Source organism: Pseudomonas sp. nanlin1 (genome assembly GCF_045571515.1).
Classification (GTDB): domain Bacteria; phylum Pseudomonadota; class Gammaproteobacteria; order Pseudomonadales; family Pseudomonadaceae; genus Aquipseudomonas.
The window spans coordinates 3,614,852-3,632,596 of sequence record NZ_CP124218.1; the positions used below are offsets into that span (position 1 = coordinate 3,614,852).

The following is a 17,745-nucleotide window of genomic DNA, read 5'->3' on the forward strand; positions in this document are numbered from 1 at the left end:
AATTAGTGTCCTTCTGCACAAGTGGTGGCCAATTTGGCCTGGAGGGCGCGAAAGGCAATACCGCGCTCGTCTCCCAAGACAAAGGTGGTGACCCCACGCGCCTGCCAGCGCCGGTGGTCGTCGGGTTGCCGGGGGATAGCGCAATACGGCACCCCGGCCGCACTGGCCGCAACCCAGGCGGCCTGGAGCGCGTCCTGCACCTGCGGTTGCTCGATCTGCCAGGGCTGGCCGAGGGATTGCGAGAGGTCGGCTGCGCCTTCCAGGATCAGGTCCAGGCCCGGCACAGCAGCGATTTCCCCCGCACAGCGCACGCCTTCAGCGCTCTCCAGCATGGCCACGATCATGATCTGCTCGTTAGCCTTAACCACGTAATCGGCCAGGCTGTGCTTGCCGAAGGCTCCAGGGCGCCCGGCATTGAGGCTGCGTTGACCCAGTGGGTGGTACTTGCAGGCGTGGATGGCTGCTTGCAGCTGTTGCGCACTTTCGATCATCGGCAGGACGATCCCCTGGGCACCGCCGTCGAGCAGGCGCAACAGAGTTTTAGGGTTAAGGTCTGCCACTCGCACCAGCGGCGTCAGGCCATAGCTCTCTGCCGTGCGAATCATGTTCTCCACGGTTTCGGGGTTGATCAGCACGTGCTCCAGGTCAATGATCACGAAGTCGAAACCGGCTTCGGAAATCAGCTCGATGGATGCAGGCGCCGGGATCGAGGCGATCAAGCCATAGGCCGGCGCCCTCGCCTGCAGTTTCAGCTTGAGTTGGTTAGTCCTTAGCATGACGCGGGCCGATGGGCATGCAGCGGGTTGGGCACCGAGGTAAAACGCCGCTCACCATCGCCCAATAGACGACGCTTGGTCAGCTCTTCCACTTCGTAGAACGGCGCGAACACATCGAACAGGGCGAAGCGTTCACGGTGCTGCGGGTGGGCCTGCTGATAATCGAGGATGACCTCGGCGGTCATGCGCCAGAACTGGCGCTCTTCGAGCTGGTAATGCTGTTGCAGGAAGATCGCCATTTCCGCCAGGCAGATGAAAAAGAACGCGTCGCAGGAGAAATCCCGCACGGCATTGAGGTCGTCGGTAAGGATGAACGAGTTGCGGTTCACCTTGGCGTGGCTGGCGGGCACGGGCACCAGGTCGGGGCACAGGTGCGGCCGCGCCAGGTGCTGGGGCGAATAGCGCACACCGTCGTGGAAGTCCTTCAGGGCGATGCGCTGCGGCCAGCCCTGCTTGAGGATCAGCACGATGTTCTGGCCGTGGGACTCCATACCGACCCCTTCGGCATAGAGCATGTGAATGATCGGCGCGACGCTCACCTGCAACAGCTGGCGGGTCCAAGCCTGGGCGCCATAACGGGCGATCCAGGGCTCGATAAAAGGCGCCTGTGCACCTTGCCCGTAACGGTTTTCCACGTGGCTCAAACCGTTGAACGGCACGGCCTGCTCATCCGCCTCCAGGTAAGCATGGATGCTCTCGCGCCAGATCGCCCCCAGGGTTCCGTAGGCCTGGGGCATGCGCGTGGCCGCCAGATGATCGTAGGCAAAACTGACCCCGGCCACCTCCCCCAGAATCACGAAGCCGAGGTCACGCGCCGTGGCGTCGGTGGCGATCAGCTGTTGCAGCCAGTCGGTGACGATAGGTCCATTCATTACCGTATGCCGCGCCAGAATGCGCGTGCTGGAGGTATTGGTCATGCTCAGGGCGAGCTTCACATAGGGGCGTTTTATGTCGCTGACGTTAGCCAGGGTGCGGATCGACTGCTGAGCCTGGTAGCGGTCTTCACCCGCGCCCAGGTAAACCAGCTCGCCACGCGCCAATTCAGCGTAGAAAGTCGGCACCAGGGTGTTTTCCCACTGCCAGGGGTGCACGGGGAGCAGCCAGTAGTCATCCACCGAGCGGCCCTGCTGGGCCAGTTGCATCGCCCATTGCTGCCAGCGCTGGGGGCCATATTCCTGTTGCATGAACGCGCTGAAATCGAGGCGCTGCGAGTGGTTCATGGCCCCACACGTCTTCGCCACGGCCACCCAGACCAGGTGGATCGGCGCGCCGAACTCAGGGCCATAGCGAGCGTTGTCGGCCAGGGAAAAACCAATCCGCGACTTGTAGCACGGGTGGTAGCTGTGGGCGTCCATGAAATGCTGCTCCAGCGCATCGAAGCCCAGCTCATGGGGGGCGCAGGCCGGTTGATAGGGCTGCTGGCGGGCCTGCAGGTCTTTGAGTAGGGTCTGTTCCAGTTCCAGAGCGAAGCGCGGCAGGTGCGGGCTCGCGTGGAACTCACCGAGCAACTCGGACAACGCTTGGTGCACGTCGGGCACCGTGCGTTCGCCGCGGTGGTTCACACGCACCAGGCTGGCGTGGTCGAGGCGGATCAGCTCGAAACTGTGGCCAAGCCTGCCTTCGCAATGGTATTGGACCTGCTCTTGCCGAGCGTCGCTGCCGCACACCACAAAGCGCTGGCGGTGATCGTCGAGGGGCTCGCGGCGGTAGCTCAATACCTGCTCGTACAGCAGGGTTTGCAGCAGTTGCCCTACCACCCGCTGCTGCACTTGCTGATAAAGGCCGGCGTCAACCGTGGCCAACCAAGTGCCGGGAGCGGGCGCTGTAGCGCTGAGGGAAAGAGTCATGTGCGTACCTTGTCAGTGGACGTTAAAGGGGTGGCAGTGGCCTCGTCCGGCGCGGGCGCGGGAAAGCGCCAGGCGCACGGCAACGCCAGCAGAATCAACAAGCCGGTGGCGGCGAACACTTCATCGATGCCCACCAGGGTCGCGGCGGCGCTGTCGCCCCACTCCGGCACCGCGCCCGCGCGCAGTTCCAGCCAGAGCGAGGCCAGCACGATCGCCAGCGAAGCCACCAGGCGGCGAGAAATGTTATTCATGGCGGCGCCCTGGGTGACCATCGGCTCGGGCAACGCGTTGAGGCCTGCGGTGGTCACCGGCAGGTAGGACAGGCCCAGGCCGGCGCCGCGAACCATCATCAGCAGGCACACGGTGACGATCGAACTGTCGCCATCCAATTGCCCCAGGGCCAGGGTGGCCAGGCCGGTCAACGACAGCCCCCAGGCCACCACGCCACGGGCACCGTGGCGGTCCAACAGACGCCCACCCAACTGGCCGAAGAGGCTGGCAAACAGGGCCGTGCAAAGCAACGAGAAGCCGGTCCAGAGGGGGCTGTAGCCCATCACCATCTGCACCAGTAAGGGCAGCAGCACCAGGCATTCGAACATGCCGACCGACTGCACCACGGCGATGATCACGCTCAGGCGGTAACCGCGCAGGGCGAAAATCCGCAGGTTGAGCAACGGCTCGGGCCGACGCAGTTCGACCTGGACGAACGCCACCAGGCAGGCCAGGCCGCCCACCAGCAGGGCCAGGTTGATCGGGTCGAGCAGCGCGTCGGCATGGCGCAACCGGTCGATGCCAATCATCAATGCCGCGAGGCCTGCCGCGATGAGCGCATACCCCGGCCAATCGAACGCTTTGCGCTCACCCGCTGGCGAGTCCGGCAGTACGCCCAAGCCCATGCCCAACGCAAGCAAGCCGATGGGAACGTTCATCAGGAACAGCGCGCGCCAGCTGAACCACTCCAGCAGCACACTGCCGCACAACGGCCCCAGCGCAGGCGCGAGCATCACCGCCGCGCCCCATAGGCCCGTGACCCGGCCGCGCTCATGCTTGGCGTACACCGAAAAAATAATCGCCAACGACAGCGGAATCATCAGCCCGCTGGCCACGCCTTGCACCACCCGCGCAACGATCACCCAGGTAATGGAGCCAGCCTCGGCGCCCAGCAGCGAACCCAGCACAAACAGCAGTACCCCGCCCAAATACAAGGGTTTGCGGCCCAGGCGTTGGGCGAGAAAACTGGTCAGCGGCATGCTCATGCCCATGCTCAACATGAACCCCGCGACGATCCAGGTCGCCAGCACCGGGCCGATGGCGAAGGCCTCGATGAACACCGGCAAAGCTGGGTTCAACGAGCTGTTGCTGAGGCTGACGGTCAAGGTGCCCAGCAACACATTGACCACCACCAGCGCCCGCGGCACCTTGGCACTCACTGGCACGCCCCGCCCTCTTGCACGAACAGCAATGACGGCCGTGGGTGGCAAAGGAAGTCGACGTGGGAAATGTTATAGCCATAGGCGCCCGCCAGGGGCAGCACCAGCAAGTCGCCGATGCGCACATCCTGCAGGGGGTAGTCGCGACTGAGAATGTCCTTGGGCGTGCACAGTTGCCCTACCACGGTCCACGGTTGAGTCGCTGCCGAGGTACTGCGCGGTTGGCGCGGCAGGTGGATCACCGGGTGATCGTGGCCCTGGGCAACAGGCAGGCGGAACTGATGGGTGCCGCCCCGGCACACCACAAAGTGCTTGCCGTGGCTGGTCTTGGTGTCCAGCACGGCTATGGCGTAGTAACCACAGAACGCGCTGATAAAGCGCCCAGGCTCGAAGCGCACGATGGGCGCCTGGGCATCGGCGCCCAGGCGCTGGCCCAGGTAGGTGCACAGGCGCTGCCAGTCGAACTGCTGCGGGCCCAGGTAGTTCACACCGATGCCACCGCCAACGTTGAGGTGGGTGACGGTTTGCGGGTTGGCTGCCAAGGCGCGCCACTGGGGCCAGCGTTGCAAGTAGAGGTCCAGCAATTGTTCGTGTCGCTCCACCTGTTGTTGGTGGGACATGGCGTGCACGTGGAAACCCTTGAGCTGCAGATGGCTGGCTTGATCCACCTGGCGCACGGCCAGGGCCAGCTCCGGCTCGTCGATGCCGAAGGGCGTCGGTGTGCCCGCCATGGCCAGTTTGCTCGACAATGGGGCCGGCAATTGCGGGTTGATGCGGATCAGCACAGCTTGTACCCGCCCGGCCGCCTCGGCCAGGTGCTGCAAGCGGGCAATCTCGTTGAGGCTCTCCACGTGAATGGCTTCGACGCCGTGGCGCAAGGCGGCGCGCAAATCCGAGTCGAGTTTGCCCGGCCCGGAAAACACGTAGGGCTTACGCGTGGCACAGCCCACTACGCGGTCGATCTCGCCGCCCGAAGAAATCTCGAACCCATGCACCAACGGCGCCAGGGCGTCGAGGATTGGCGCCTCACTGTTGGCCTTGATGGCGTAGTACAGCTCGACCTTAGGCGGTAACGCCGCCATCACCGCCCGCACGTGCTGCCGCAAGGCGTCCAGGTCGTGGACGAACAACGCGATGGGGTCTGCACTGCTGGCCTGCGCGCGTTCGATGGCGTGGCGCACCGTGCTCGGTAACTCAGTCATCAGCGGCCTCCTCGCCCCATGGCGACGACAAGCGCACGTAGCCGGCCTGACGGTCGGCGTGGGCGGCCAGGCGCACTTTCAGGTTGGTTTTACAGGCGATCGGTTGGCCGGCGATCAAGTCGTCCAGCTCTGGCGCCGGGCGAATCAACTCGGCGCGCACCCGCGCCAATTGTTGTTCCACCCGCTGCCACATCAACGGTGCCAGGTACGGCCGTTCCCAACTCAAGGCCAGCACCGCCTCGGACAAATTATTCACGAACAAGCAGTAAGAAATGCGCTTCCAACCTTGCTCGCGGGAATACAGCAACGACTGCCGGACCCGCGGGTGCAAGGTGTCTTGCACTTGCTCGATGCCCAAGTCGGCGGTCAACTTGACGCCCTCGAAGTCCCTGAGCAGCAACTGCACCGGGCGCCCGTTGTCGTGGATCAGCACGCTGTTCTGCAGGTGCGGCTCCATCACAATGCCGTGGTTGAAAAACAACGCCAGCACCGGCCGCAGCAACAACGCCTGGTAGTCGTCGAACCAGTTGAGCAACTGGTTATCGCTGGCGGGCCGACCGTTGAAACCTTGCAAAAACCCATGGACCAACGGCCGCAGGTGGATGTCGCGGGCGAACAAGGTGCCGGCCATAACGCTGCAGTCAGCGCCACTGTGACGGCAGAAGTTCTCCCGCAGGATCGCCCCGGTTTGCTCGCGAAACCAATGGTTATCCGCTTCGCTGGCGTCACTCGGTGCCCAGCTCAACGCCCCCGGCTCGGCCACCGACGACAGGCCGCCCAGGCTGGCCGGCTGGGTCTGCTGCAAGCGCCGGAACAGGCGGTCGATGATCAGCGTGCTGTCCAGCTCGTACCAGGCGTTCTTACGCACGCAGTTGGTGATTCGTACGTTCAGCGAACCTTTGATGAAATAGTCATGGCCTTCGATGTACCAGGTGCGCATGGACGCCGTTGGGCTCGCCAGATGACCATGGGGGCCGAGGTCGACCAGCGTGCCACGGGCCAGCAGGCGCTGTACGCGGGGGTCCTGAACGAACAACTGGGCCTGCACCGGGTGCAGGCAGATGATGGCGTGCCCCGGGCGGGCTTTGGCCTGATCGGCGAAACCGTTGAGTACCTGTGCCTCGCTCAGCCCATTGCCAGCCACGTGCAAGCCCTGGTTCGGTACCTCGAACAGGTGCAGACGGGTGCTGGCCTGGAATTCCGGCGCATAGGTTTCCTGGGCCAGGTGCGCAGGCCACAGCCTGGCCTTGGGCGCTGGGTGGTTGGGATGGCCGAACCACAGGCCTTGTTCACTGGCCAGGTAGCTGCTCAGGGGGGCTGGGCAGCCGGGGAGCAGATTGTGGTCGACGATGGCTTCGGTCAGGTAGCGGCTCTGCAACACCTGGCCGAGCAGCTCGGCATTGTGGGCGCAGGTCATGTGCTCGCACGCCGTGAGCAGCTGCTCGGTAAAGGTCGCAAAGTCTGCGTAGGCCCATGGCTGATCAGGGCCAGGCCGGCCGTAGACATCCGACAGATAACGGTGGCTGCCCAGGCTGTCGCGGCGGTCCACCAGCACGAAAAACTGTTGTTGGTTGGGCAGCTCGATGGTCAACGGAATGCCTTTCCACTCCACGCCCTCGAGGTAACTGCCTGGGGCAATGCCATGCATGTCTTCAGGCCAGGTATAACTCAAGCAGTGTTCTGGCAGGGCAAACTCTTTAATAAGGCAGTTCAATAAGGCGTGTGAACTTGCTAACTCGCTGACTCTACGGGAGACCCTAGCGCGATCGGGATTATTCATAATGACTCCGCCATGCCTCGAAAGGCATGGGTTACGTTATTTGCAATAACGATGGGGGATTTTTTATATCGATTTAGCCTGATCCATATGACTTATTGTTATCACTTTCCCTGCGCCGGCCTGGCCTGAGCCAAGGCCGCAATCAATGCCCGGGTATAGCGTTCGATCACCGCGTGGCATTGTTCTTCATCGATAATCAGCGGCGGCAATAAACGCACGACATTGCCTTGCCGGCCGCCGCGTTCTAATAACAGGCCATACTGGAAACACTGTTGCTGAATGATTGCCGCCAACCCTGGGTCGGCCGGAAAACACTGCAAGGCATCCGGGGCCTGGCGCTCGTCGACGATTTCGATACCGATCATCAAGCCGCGCCCGCGCACTTGGCCCATGGCGGGGAAGCGCTGACGCAAGCCCTCCAACTGGTGCTTGAGCCAGGCGCCGCGCTTCTCGGCCTGGGCGGCCAACTCGGCCTCCTGGAGGACTTGCAAGGTAGCGATCCCCGTGGCCATCGCCATCTGATTGCCACGAAAGGTGCCGCTGTGGTTACCCGGTTGCCAGGCGTCGAACACGCGGCGGATGCCCAGCAACGCCAGGGGCAGGCCGCCACCGATGGCCTTGGACATCACGATGATGTCAGGTTCGATGCCCGCGTGTTGGTAGGCAAACATCTTGCCCGTGCGGCAAAAGCCGGCTTGTACTTCATCGAGGATCAACACAATGCCGTGCTTACGGGTGACCTCACGCACTTTGCGCAACCAGGTCAGGGGCGCCGGGTTGACCCCGCCCTCGCCCTGTACGGCTTCGAGGATGACAGCGGCCGGCAACGACACGCCACTTTCGACATCTTCGATAAATTGCTCGAAATAATGGCTCAAGGCCTGGACCCCCGCATCTCCCCCCAGCCCCAAGGGGCAGCGGTATTCGTGGGGATAAGGGAGGAATTGCACACCAGGCATCAAGGTGGCGATGGCATTTTTTGGGCCGGTGTTACCCGTGACCGACAAGGCGCCGTGGGTCATGCCATGGTAGCCGCCAGAGAAGCTGATCACGCTGTTACGCCCAGTAGCGGTTTTGGCGAGCTTGAGTGCGGCCTCTACCGCATCGGCGCCCGAGGGGCCGCAGAACTGCAGGCAGTAATCACGCCCGCCCCCAGGCAAAAGCCCTAGCAAGGCCTCACTGAAAGCGTCCTTTAGAGGGGTGGTCAGGTCGAGGGTATGCATGGGTAAGCCCGAGGCGAGAAAGCGCCCGATGCTGCTGACGATGGCCTCATGGTTATGACCCAAGGCCAGCGTGCCCGCCCCGGCCAAGCAGTCCAGATACACCTTGCCTTCGACATCGGTGACCCAAACACCCTTGGCCTGAGCGATGGCCAAAGGCAACTTACGCGGGTAACTACGAACATTGGATTCAAACTGGCTTTGTCGATTTAAATAATCAGCATTGCTCTTTTGATGCCGACCAGTGTGCACAGCGTTTTCAGTAAACATCTGTTTAACCCTAGTAAGACCTAAAGCGTAATTATTATCATTTCGCTCAACTCGAAGCAAGTTGTTTGAGCCTTTTCAACATGAACTTTCAATCACTGGCATATTGATCTATCGCGCACACTTACCCCGCACCTTAGTTGATGAAATTGAGCGACTTGTTAGATGAGGCGACACTGTGAAGGCGATAAGTTCCACAGTGGCTGTTTTATTTTAATTAAATGATATTCATGTTCTGAATACACCTTTATCGAGGACAACCGGGGCGGCTACGGTGAGCCGCCCAGGTCATTAGAAGCCGACGGTGGCCGACACTAGGTATGTCCGGGGGGTAGACAAGGTCAGGCCCGGCGCACTGTCAGACGAACTGGCGGCCGATGAGAAATAAGTCTTGTCCAACACGTTTTCCACCGTGGCGCGTAGGGTGATCGGGCGGCCTTCGACCTTGAAGGCATAACGCGCGCCGACGTCGTAGCGTTCCCAGTTGTCGATCTTCTGCCGGTTGGCCGCGTCGACGTACTGGGAACCTGTGTGAATGGCCCGTGCATTCAGGGTCAAGCCTTCCACGGTGGGAATGTCCCACTCGGCGCCCAGGTTAACGTTGAGCACAGGCGAGCCGGTCCCGCGGTTACCCTTGAAGTCGTTGGCGCCGGTGCCACTCTTGACCACCTCGCTGTCCAACACCATCACCCCGCCGAGCAGGCGCACGCCGTCGAGCGGCTCACCGAAGGCGCTCAGCTCCAGGCCTTGGTTACGCAATTCGCCGTTAGGCTCGAAGGTGTTATTGGACGTGGCGTACGCGGTTTGCTCGATGCGAAACACACTGGCGGTCATGCCCAGGGTGCCGCGGTCGTACTTGACCCCCGCTTCCAGTTGTTTGCTGGTGAAGGGCGGGAAGATTTCGTTGGCGTTGATGGCGGTGGTCGGTGCGGTTTGCCCTTGGGTCAAGCCCTCCATGTAGTTGCTGTAGAGCGACACCTCATCGGTCAGCTTGTAAACGATGCCCACGGCCGGTGAGACTTTTTGCTCGTCTTCGGCGGCGTCGCGCGCGCCATTGGTCCAGTTGTCCACCTGCACCCGCTGCAAACGCGCACCCAGGGTCAGCAGTACGCGGTCTTCAGCAAGGCTCAGGGTGTCGGCCAGGGCGACGCTGGTGAACAGGTTTTCCGTATGGGTACTGTCGTCCGTACGGGTCGGCGCCCCGGTGGGCTCGGGACGGTCCACGGGGTTGTACAGGTTGCTGATGCTGTTGGCGTAGCGCGTACCCGAGTTGTCGAAATCGAAACTGAAATAGGTGGCGCTCAAATTCACTTCATGCCCGACCGGGCCGGTGTCGAAGCGCTTGCGCAAACCCACCATCGCCGTTTTGACGTCTTCGGTGCGTTGGAACAGCCGTGGCTGTACGGTGAAATTGCCGTTGCTGGCGGTGTTCTGCACGCCATGGCGGAAGAAATCGTAGTCGCCTGAACGCGCGCCGGCGGCGGCATACAGCATCAGGGTGTCGCTCAGGTCGAACTCGCCGCGCAAGGCACCGAAGGTGTCCTTGGAATGGGCGTAGGTCCAGGAGTTGGCGAAGTTGTGCTTGATGTCTTCAGCTTTTGGCACCGTCGCGCCGCGCGCCAGCTCGACCCGCTCTTGCGGGGCATCGGCGTGGCGCTCCTGGCGCCCAAGGTCGAGGGACAAGCGTACCCGCTCGTCACGCAGGTCGAAGCCCACCGCGGCCATCTCGCGCTCGACGCTTTGATGATCCCACTCAGTGTCCCCGGACTGCCGCACCCCGTTGAAACGCACGCCAAAGCGCTGGTCTTCGCCAAAGCGGCGACCGATGTCAATGGCGCTGCCGAACTGCCCTTTGGAGGCATAGCTGCCGGTCACTTCGGTAATGGGGGCATCGGTGGCCCGCTTGGGCTCGATATTGATCCCACCGCCAACGCTGCCCCGCGGCGCGATGCCACCGAGCAGCGCGGCCGGACCACGCAGGATGTCGACCCGCTCGACCATTTCCATGTCGATGGCGTAGGTGGGCAGGACGCCATACAAGCCGCTGTAGGACACGTCACTGTTGAAGAGGCTCAGACCACGGATGGAGAATTGCTCGAAACGCCCGCCGGCCGGGTTGGTGGTACGCACCGTGGGGTCGGCGGCGACCATGTCGCCCAAAGTCCGCGCCTGCTGGTTTTTAACCTGGGTGCTGGTGTAGGACGTCTGGCTGAACGGCGTATCCATGTAATCACGCTGGCCGAGCATCCCCAGGCCACCGGCACGGGCCACTTGACCCCCGGCATACACGGTGTCGGCGCTGCCACTGTTAGTAGCGGTCCCGGTGATCGAGGTGACTGGAATCTGCAGGGCCGCGGACTGCTCCGGCGCGGGCATCACCGTGTAGGCCTGGGCACCGACGGGCGCCAGTTGCAAGCCAGAGCCTTGCAACAAGCGGGCGAAACCCTCCTCCACTGCGTATTCGCCAGAAAGGCCCGGGCTGGTGCGCCCGTTGACCAGGGCGGGGTCCAGGGACAGGTCCACACCTGCCAGGCCGGCGAAGCGAGTCAACGCCGCGCTCAGCGGCCCGGCCGGCACTTGGTAGCTACGCTTGGGCGAACTGTCGGCCCAGCTGGAGGTAACGAACGGCGGGCTGGCCCCCAAGCTCAGCAGCAGGCTCAGGTGCAACAGGGGGCGCAAACGGCAAGGCTTTACTGCGGGCATTGAAGAGGCTCTCTTTTTGGTCACTTACCTGGAATGACAGGCGAGTTAAAAAAAAGGGACATATTGCGGTATGCGTTGAGCGATCGGGGGCGGGAAGAGCTCGGGGGCAAGGCCCCCTCCTACGCCGTGTCTTTGCGTGGTACCAGGCTGACCCAGAAACGGGTGCGGGTTTGCACTTCCAGGGGCAGGCTGGCGGCAAGCAGGTGGAGCACCCGGTCGGTGTCTTCCAGGCGAAAACTGCCGGTAACTCGCAGGCGCTCCAGGGCTGGGTCCCAGCGCAGCAGCCCAGGGCGGTAGCGACTCAGCTCACGCAAAAAAGCGCCCAGGGCCTGGTCCTGGGCCACCAGTACGCCCTGGCGCCAACCCAGTTGCGCCAGGTCGAAAGGTTGCACCGACGCCGCACCCTGGCTGCCCAGGCTCACCTGCTGGCCCGCCCGTAACATCAGCACCGGCCCCTGCAAGGGTTGTAGGCCCACTGCGCCACTGGTCACCGAAACTCTGCAGCCGTCTTCGTCCAGACGCGCGCACACTTCACTTTGGGCCACGCTCAAGCGGCCGTAACGCGTCTCCAGGGACAAGGGCGAAGTACCGCTGACCTTTAGCGCGACTTCGCCCTCCACCAGGGTGATGCGTCGCTGCGCCATGTCGACGTCGACGGCACTGGCGGTATTGAGTTGCAGGGCGCTGCCATCGGCCAGGGTCATTTGCCGACGCTCGCCGGTGGCGGTGCGCAGATCAGCGCGCCACGCCTCCAGCGGCAGTTGCCGGCCTAGCAGCCAGGCCGCCGGAACCAACGCCGTTAGCCCTAATGCTCGTTTGAGCACGACCCGACGGCTGGCCTGCGACCGGTCCAGGGTGGCCAAGGCCAGGGCCGGTGGCAGGTTGGCGAAACGTTGGCGCAACTGCTGCGCCTTTTGCCAGGCCTGCTCGTGGCGCGCCGAGCTGTCGCGCCAGCGTTGCAAGCTGGCGTAGTCACCTTCGTTGGCGGTGCCGGACTCCAATAACGCCAACCACTGCGCCGCGGCTCGCGCGGCTTGCAACGCTTCCGTCGACGGCGCCGCACGCTTCACAGATCGGCCACCAGGCAATGCTCATAGGCTTGCGCCATGTAGCGCTTGATGGTGCGCTCAGACACTTGCAAACGCTCGGCAATCTCCCGGTAGCCCAAACCTTCCAACTGGCTCAGCAGAAATGCCCGGCGCACCGCCGGCGGCAAGCCGTCGAGCAGTTCATCCAAGGCCTGCAGGGTTTCCAACAAGACCCAGCGTTGCTCCGGTGAAGGCACGCTGTCTTGCGGCAATTGCGCGAGAGCTTCCAAATAGGCCTGTTCCAGGCTCCGGCGTTGATAGAAGTTGCTCAGCAGGCGCTTACCCACCGTCACCAGATACGCCCGCGGCTCGCGCACCTCGGCCAGTGCCTGCGGGCTGGCAAATACCCGTAGGAAGGTGTCCTGACTCAGGTCAGCGGCATCCCAGGCATTGCCCAAACGCTGCCGCAGCCAACCCTCCAACCAGCCACGATGGTCGCGGTACAGGTCGTGGAGGCTCTGCTCCTTCGCCATCACTGCATCATTCATGTCAAGGGCCCTGTGCCAGGAAATTATTCAAATGAGACTCATTCTAATTAATGTTGTTCTGGCTTTGAAAGGGCTTTTATGAAAATCGTGACCGAAAAGATACAAAACAGGGTTAGACGCCAGCTGGGGGCACGGCTCGCGCTAAACCGAGCACGCCTTACTGTGCGCTTCTAACTGGCGTTCTGAGGGCGAGTGTTGAGCCACCGCGTCCAAACGAAGGTGGCGGTCCGCCACCGCCTCGATCAAGGCTACGTCATGGCTGACCAGTAACACGGCGGTCTGGTACTCCCTGGCCATCTCCAGCAGCAGATCGATCATCTCCTTCTGAGTGATCATGTCGAGTCGCGAACTGGGTTCATCGGCGAAGATAAACACCGGTTTGAGCAGCAATACCCGCAGCAAGGAAAAGCGCTGCAGTTCACCGCCAGAGACCTGACCGGGGCGCCGTTGCAAAAGCTCCGGCGCAAGGCGCAGGCGCTGCATCAGGCGCGGAATCTGGCCGGCCTCCAGGCGATGCAGGCGCAGCAGATCGTCCAGGTTGCGCCCGAGGGTGAGGGTGGGAGGAAACGCCGCCACCGGGTCTTGGAACAGCTTCTGCATGGCCACCCGCGGTAGCCCCGCTTGGCGTTGCACCGAGCCCTCGCCCGGCGCGATCAGGCCCAGGATGATGTCACCCAGGGTCGACTTGCCGCAGCCCGACGGGCCCGTGACGCCGACCACTTCGCCCGCGCCGATAGCCAGTGAAAGCCCCTCGAACAGCCGCCGCCCGCCTCGCTCGGCACCCAGATCGCGCACCTGCACCACTGGCGGGCCCAGGGGTTGCGCTGGGCGACGGGGCCAGCGCGCGGGGTTGGCAGCCATCAGCAGGCGGCTGTAATCGTGCACCGGCCGGTTGAGGACCTGCTCGGCCGGCCCGCTTTCGACGACCTGCCCTTTGAGCATGATCATCACCTCACCACCCAATTGCCGTGCCACTTCGACGTCGTGGGTGATGATCAGCAACGCGCCACCGTCGGCGAGGCCCGCTTGCAACAGCGCCACCACTTCGCCGATACGGGCGCTGTCCAGGCCCTTGGTCGGCTCATCGGCGATCATCACTTTGGCCCCACCGGCATGGGTCGCGGCAAACGCCAGGCGCTGGGCCATGCCCCCCGACAGTTGGAAGGGGTACTTGTCGCGGGCCTGTTCCAGGCCAAGCCCCGCCAGGCTCTCACCGCCCAGCCGAGCCGCTTCGCGTTCGGGCTTGCCCAGCACGTGGCGGTAGGTTTCACTGACTTGGCTCAGCGCGCGCATTGTCGGGTCTAGGCTCAGCCAGGGTTCTTGGGGCAACACGGCGATTTCCCGTCCCCAAAGCTGTCTACGCGCCAGGTCGGTGCCCTGTTCGCGCAAGCCATTAGCCAACTCGATTTGGCCATGGGCCTGCAGGCCGGGCGGAAGATTACCCACCACCCCTTGGGCGAACAGGCTTTTACCCGAGCCGGTTTCTCCAATGATGGTCAGCACTTGCCCTGGCCATAACGCCAGGGAGATAGGTGCCACCAACTGAGCGGTAGCGCTGCGGATTTCCAGGCCTTGAACATTCAACAGTGGCTTCACGGTTTGCGCCCCCCGGCAATCAGCATCAGTGACAGGACGATAAGAAAGATCACCACGATCGGCATGGCGATGATCGACGGCGCCTCGGCGAAATACGGCAGCAGCTCGGTGATCATCAGGCCCAGCTCGGCGGTCGGCGGGCGTACCCCAACGCTGACGAAGCCCAGGGCCGCGATCGCCATAATGGCTGACGCCGCGCCGAAGGCCGCCAGGGTCGACAGCACCGAAGCCAGCTCCGGCCAAAGATGGCGGCGCACGATGTACAGGGGGCCAAAGCCCAACAGGCGAGTCGCCGCGACGGCGGGCGAAGCCAACACGGTACGCGCCAATGCCCGGGTCATGCGGAAATACTCGACCCACAACACCAACGCGATGGCGGCGTACAGGGCCAGGAATGAGCCGGGATAGATGGCCACCACCAGCAGCACCAGGAGCAACCCTGGGAGCGCGAGGAACAACTCAGCCAGGAGCCCCAGGCCCTTGTCGATGGCGCCGCCGTGCCAGGCGGCGAGAACCCCGAGTACCGCGCCTGGCACAGCGGCGCTGGCAACACTGACCAAGGCCAGGCCCAGGGATAAGCGGAGCGCCGCCGCCAATCTGGCCAGCATGTCGCGACCCAAGTGATCGGTCCCCAGTGGATGACCGGCCATGGGGCCGGCGAGAATGGCGTTGTAGTCTTGCCGGGCCATGTCCGTGTGCCAGAAGCCCGGCACTGCCACCGCGAAGACTACCAGCAGCGCTAGCAGGCCGAAGCCCAGCCAGCGGGAAAACGATCGCCGCCCAGGTGCAGCTTCTGCGATGGCGCTGTCCAGGTTCATGTCCAGGTTCATGCGTCCCTCCGACGTGGGTCGATCATATGGTTCGCCAGGTCGACCAGCGTATTGAGCAACACGAACATCAGCCCCATGGCCAATGCCGCGCCTTGCACCATGGGGATATCCCGCTGGACGATGGCGTGCACCAGGCCGTGGCCGATACCGGGCCAGGCGAACAGCGTTTCGACCACCACCACCCCTTCTATCAGGTACACCAGTTGCACCCCCAGATAGGTCACCACGGGCACGCTAATGTTGCGCAGCCCGTGGCGCATAAAGACCCGGCAGCCGCTCAAGCCCTTGAGGCGCCCGAACGCGTAATACGGCGAACTGGCCACAGCGACCGTCGCATCCCGCGCCACCCGCGAAGAAATAGCGGCGAGCCCCAGGGCCAGGGTCAGGCTAGGCAGTACGCTATGGGCGAAGGTGCCATGCCCGGCCGAGGGCAGGATTGCCAGGGATACGGCGAAGATCAGCACCAAAATCACCCCCAGTACAAAGTGCGGTATGGCTCTGGTCGCGGTGCTGATCAGCAACAGTGCCTTATCGATCCAGCCGCCCTGGCGCAGGCCGGCGAGCACCCCAAGGGCTGGGCCGATAATCACCGACAACGCCACGGCCCCGAGCGCCAGGCGAACGGAGCTGCCCAGCTCATGGGCAACCATCTCGGTGACCGGCTTGCCCGACACCAGCGAGTTGCCCAGGTCCAGCACCAGCAAATGCCCCACCCAACTGACAAACCGTGCCAGCAGTGGTTGGTCCAGCCCCAGCTCGGCGCGTACGGCCTCAGCAGCCGCGCTGTTGACCAAATCGTAGCCATAACGGCCGGCGGCAATCCGATAGGCGGCGTCACCGGGCAGTAAGGTCATCAGCAGAAAAGTCAGCGCCCCGACCAGCAGCGCGACCATCAGTGCTTGCAACAATCTGAACCCCAACAGCCGGATCATTCCGCCCACCGCATCGTGCTAAGCCCAAACGTGCGCTCGAACGGATCGATAGCGGCGCCTGTCACACGCTTTGATACGGCAATCGATTGGCGATACCAGGCCACCGGGATCAGCGGCAGGTCGGCCTGCACCAAGCCGACGATTTCATTACGCAGGCGTTGTTGCTCGGCCGGGTCATCGCTGCTCAGCAAGGCCTGCATCGCTCGAGCGAAACCTGGGTTGTTCCAACCCAAAGGCCCCCACTGGGCACCACCCCCACTGAAATCCGCCAACAGCGTGACCAGGGGGTCGGGCACCAGCGCGTAATTGCGCCCATACAGAGCGAGCTGCAGGGTACCGTCTTTATGGGCGGCGGGGATGGCGCTGGCGTTTTCCACGGCCACTTCGACCTCCACGCCGATCTCACGCAACTGCGCCTGCAAGGCTGTGGCGATCAGCGGCAGTTCGGGACGGTCGGAGTAGGTGAGCAGTTTCAAGCTCAAACGTTTACCGTCTTTTTCCACGATGCCATCGGCCCCCGGCACCCAGCCCTCGCCTTTGAGCAAATCACGGGCCGCTTGCGGATCGTAGGCCAGGGGCGGTAACGAGGGGTCGTGCCAGGCCGCCACGTTGTCGCCGAACATCTGCGTGGCGCCGGTGCCTGGAGCACGTAAGACGGCAGCGGCGATACCTTCGCGCTGGATCGCCAGGCTCAGGGCGCGGCGTACATTGACGGTGGCCGTCGCGCCGCTTCCGGCATTGGCCGCCAGCACCACCACCCGCGGCACGGGCCCCATCAGCACTTGGGTGTTCTGCGCCCGTTGCAAGCGCAAGATGCTGGGCGGGTCGAGCTGAAAGACCAACTCGGCACCGCCGCTTTCGGCCATTAGCGAGCGGGTTTCACCGCGCCCAGCGCCCAGGTAAGTGGTTTTGACGATGCTCGGTTTTACCCCCCAATAGCCATCGAAACGCTCGGCGGCCAAGCGCTGCGGCGGCTCCAATAGAGTCAGCCGGTAAGGGCCGGTGGCGATGATCTGCTGCACATTGCCTTGGTTATCGTAGGCCGCGCTGGCGAGGATATTGGTCGAAGAGTGAGCCAACAGCGCCGGCAGAGGTTTGAACGGCTCGACCAAGCGGATGATCACGTCCTGGCCCTGGGCAGTGATCGATTCGACCCGGGCATTGCTCAGCACGCCCGGCTTGCCCAGGGCAACGTTCAAGCTGTGGGCGGCGACCGCGGCGGTGAGGTCGCTGCCATCGTGAAACTTGACGCCTGGGCGCACTGTGAGGTTCCACTGTTTACCGTCTTCGGAGACCTTCCAGTGCTCGGCCAGAGCAGGCGTCGGTTGGCCCTGGCGGTCAGCGTCCAGCAGCGTTTCGGTGATTTGCATTCTTTGGAAAATAAAGCCTGAGACCGACGGGTCTAGCCCGCCGATCTCAAAGGGCGCCACCACATCGAACACGGTGTCGCTGGCCGCCACTGGGGCTGAGGCCAGACAAAGCCCGGTAATGAAAGCCGCAGTCAGCAGCGTCAGGCACTTGGGAGGGTTGCGTAACATATCGATCCTTAGGGCATGCAGGCCCTGGCGGGCGGGAGGCTGATGGCC

The 17,745-nt window shown here is 63.3% G+C and carries 13 protein-coding genes; all 13 read right to left on the minus strand.

The genetic code is table 11. The annotated features are described in order from the left end of the window. Nucleotides 1-2: 2 nt before the first annotated feature. The 13 genes from QCL65_RS16800 to QCL65_RS16860 all read right to left on the minus strand — a co-directional run bounded on the left by QCL65_RS16800 (nt 3) and on the right by QCL65_RS16860 (nt 17,697). On the minus strand, nt 3-776 hold the full coding sequence (locus tag QCL65_RS16800) for an HpcH/HpaI aldolase family protein (protein ID WP_407310651.1): 774 nt from the start codon (nt 774-776) through the stop codon (nt 3-5). Further along, entirely contained in the window at nt 770-2,623 is a 1,854-nt protein-coding gene (locus QCL65_RS16805) for an IucA/IucC family protein (RefSeq protein WP_407310653.1), read from the minus strand. The genes QCL65_RS16800 and QCL65_RS16805 overlap by 7 nt, the downstream gene beginning before the upstream one ends. After that, nucleotides 2,620-4,053 (minus strand): DHA2 family efflux MFS transporter permease subunit, encoded by a 1,434-nt coding sequence (locus QCL65_RS16810; protein WP_407316895.1) that lies wholly within the window; start codon nt 4,051-4,053, stop codon nt 2,620-2,622. Before QCL65_RS16810 ends, QCL65_RS16805 begins: the two co-directional genes overlap by 4 nt. Then, nucleotides 4,050-5,255 (minus strand): type III PLP-dependent enzyme, encoded by a 1,206-nt coding sequence (locus QCL65_RS16815; protein WP_407310655.1) that lies wholly within the window; start codon nt 5,253-5,255, stop codon nt 4,050-4,052. Before QCL65_RS16815 ends, QCL65_RS16810 begins: the two co-directional genes overlap by 4 nt. After that, a complete protein-coding gene (locus QCL65_RS16820; protein WP_407310657.1) occupies nt 5,248-7,035 on the minus strand; it encodes an IucA/IucC family protein in 1,788 nt (595 codons plus the stop codon). Before QCL65_RS16820 ends, QCL65_RS16815 begins: the two co-directional genes overlap by 8 nt. Before the next feature lie 101 nt (nt 7,036-7,136). Then, nucleotides 7,137-8,525, minus strand: coding sequence for a diaminobutyrate--2-oxoglutarate transaminase (locus QCL65_RS16825; RefSeq protein ID WP_407310659.1), 1,389 nt, complete (start codon nt 8,523-8,525; stop codon nt 7,137-7,139). A 288-nt stretch (nt 8,526-8,813) separates the two neighbouring features. Further along, a complete protein-coding gene (locus QCL65_RS16830; RefSeq protein WP_407310661.1) occupies nt 8,814-11,225 on the minus strand; it encodes a TonB-dependent siderophore receptor in 2,412 nt (803 codons plus the stop codon). Between the two features lie 119 nt (nt 11,226-11,344). Next, a complete protein-coding gene (locus QCL65_RS16835) occupies nt 11,345-12,295 on the minus strand; it encodes a FecR domain-containing protein (protein ID WP_407310663.1) in 951 nt (316 codons plus the stop codon). Continuing rightward, the gene (locus tag QCL65_RS16840) at nt 12,292-12,801 is read right to left on the minus strand and encodes a sigma-70 family RNA polymerase sigma factor (RefSeq protein ID WP_407310665.1); all 510 of its coding nucleotides are present in this window, start codon (nt 12,799-12,801) and stop codon (nt 12,292-12,294) included. The genes QCL65_RS16835 and QCL65_RS16840 overlap by 4 nt, the downstream gene beginning before the upstream one ends. A 141-nt stretch (nt 12,802-12,942) precedes the next feature. Next, nucleotides 12,943-14,397, minus strand: a complete 1,455-nt coding sequence (locus QCL65_RS16845) for an ABC transporter ATP-binding protein (RefSeq protein WP_407310667.1) — start codon at nt 14,395-14,397, stop codon at nt 12,943-12,945. Next, entirely contained in the window at nt 14,394-15,227 is an 834-nt protein-coding gene (locus QCL65_RS16850) for an ABC transporter permease (RefSeq protein ID WP_407310669.1), read from the minus strand. Before QCL65_RS16850 ends, QCL65_RS16845 begins: the two co-directional genes overlap by 4 nt. After that, complete coding sequence (locus tag QCL65_RS16855; RefSeq protein WP_407310671.1) at nt 15,224-16,159, minus strand: ABC transporter permease; 936 nt, start codon at nt 16,157-16,159, stop codon at nt 15,224-15,226. Before QCL65_RS16855 ends, QCL65_RS16850 begins: the two co-directional genes overlap by 4 nt. Then, entirely contained in the window at nt 16,156-17,697 is a 1,542-nt protein-coding gene (locus tag QCL65_RS16860; protein ID WP_407310673.1) for an ABC transporter substrate-binding protein, read from the minus strand. Before QCL65_RS16860 ends, QCL65_RS16855 begins: the two co-directional genes overlap by 4 nt. Nucleotides 17,698-17,745 lie beyond the last annotated feature (48 nt).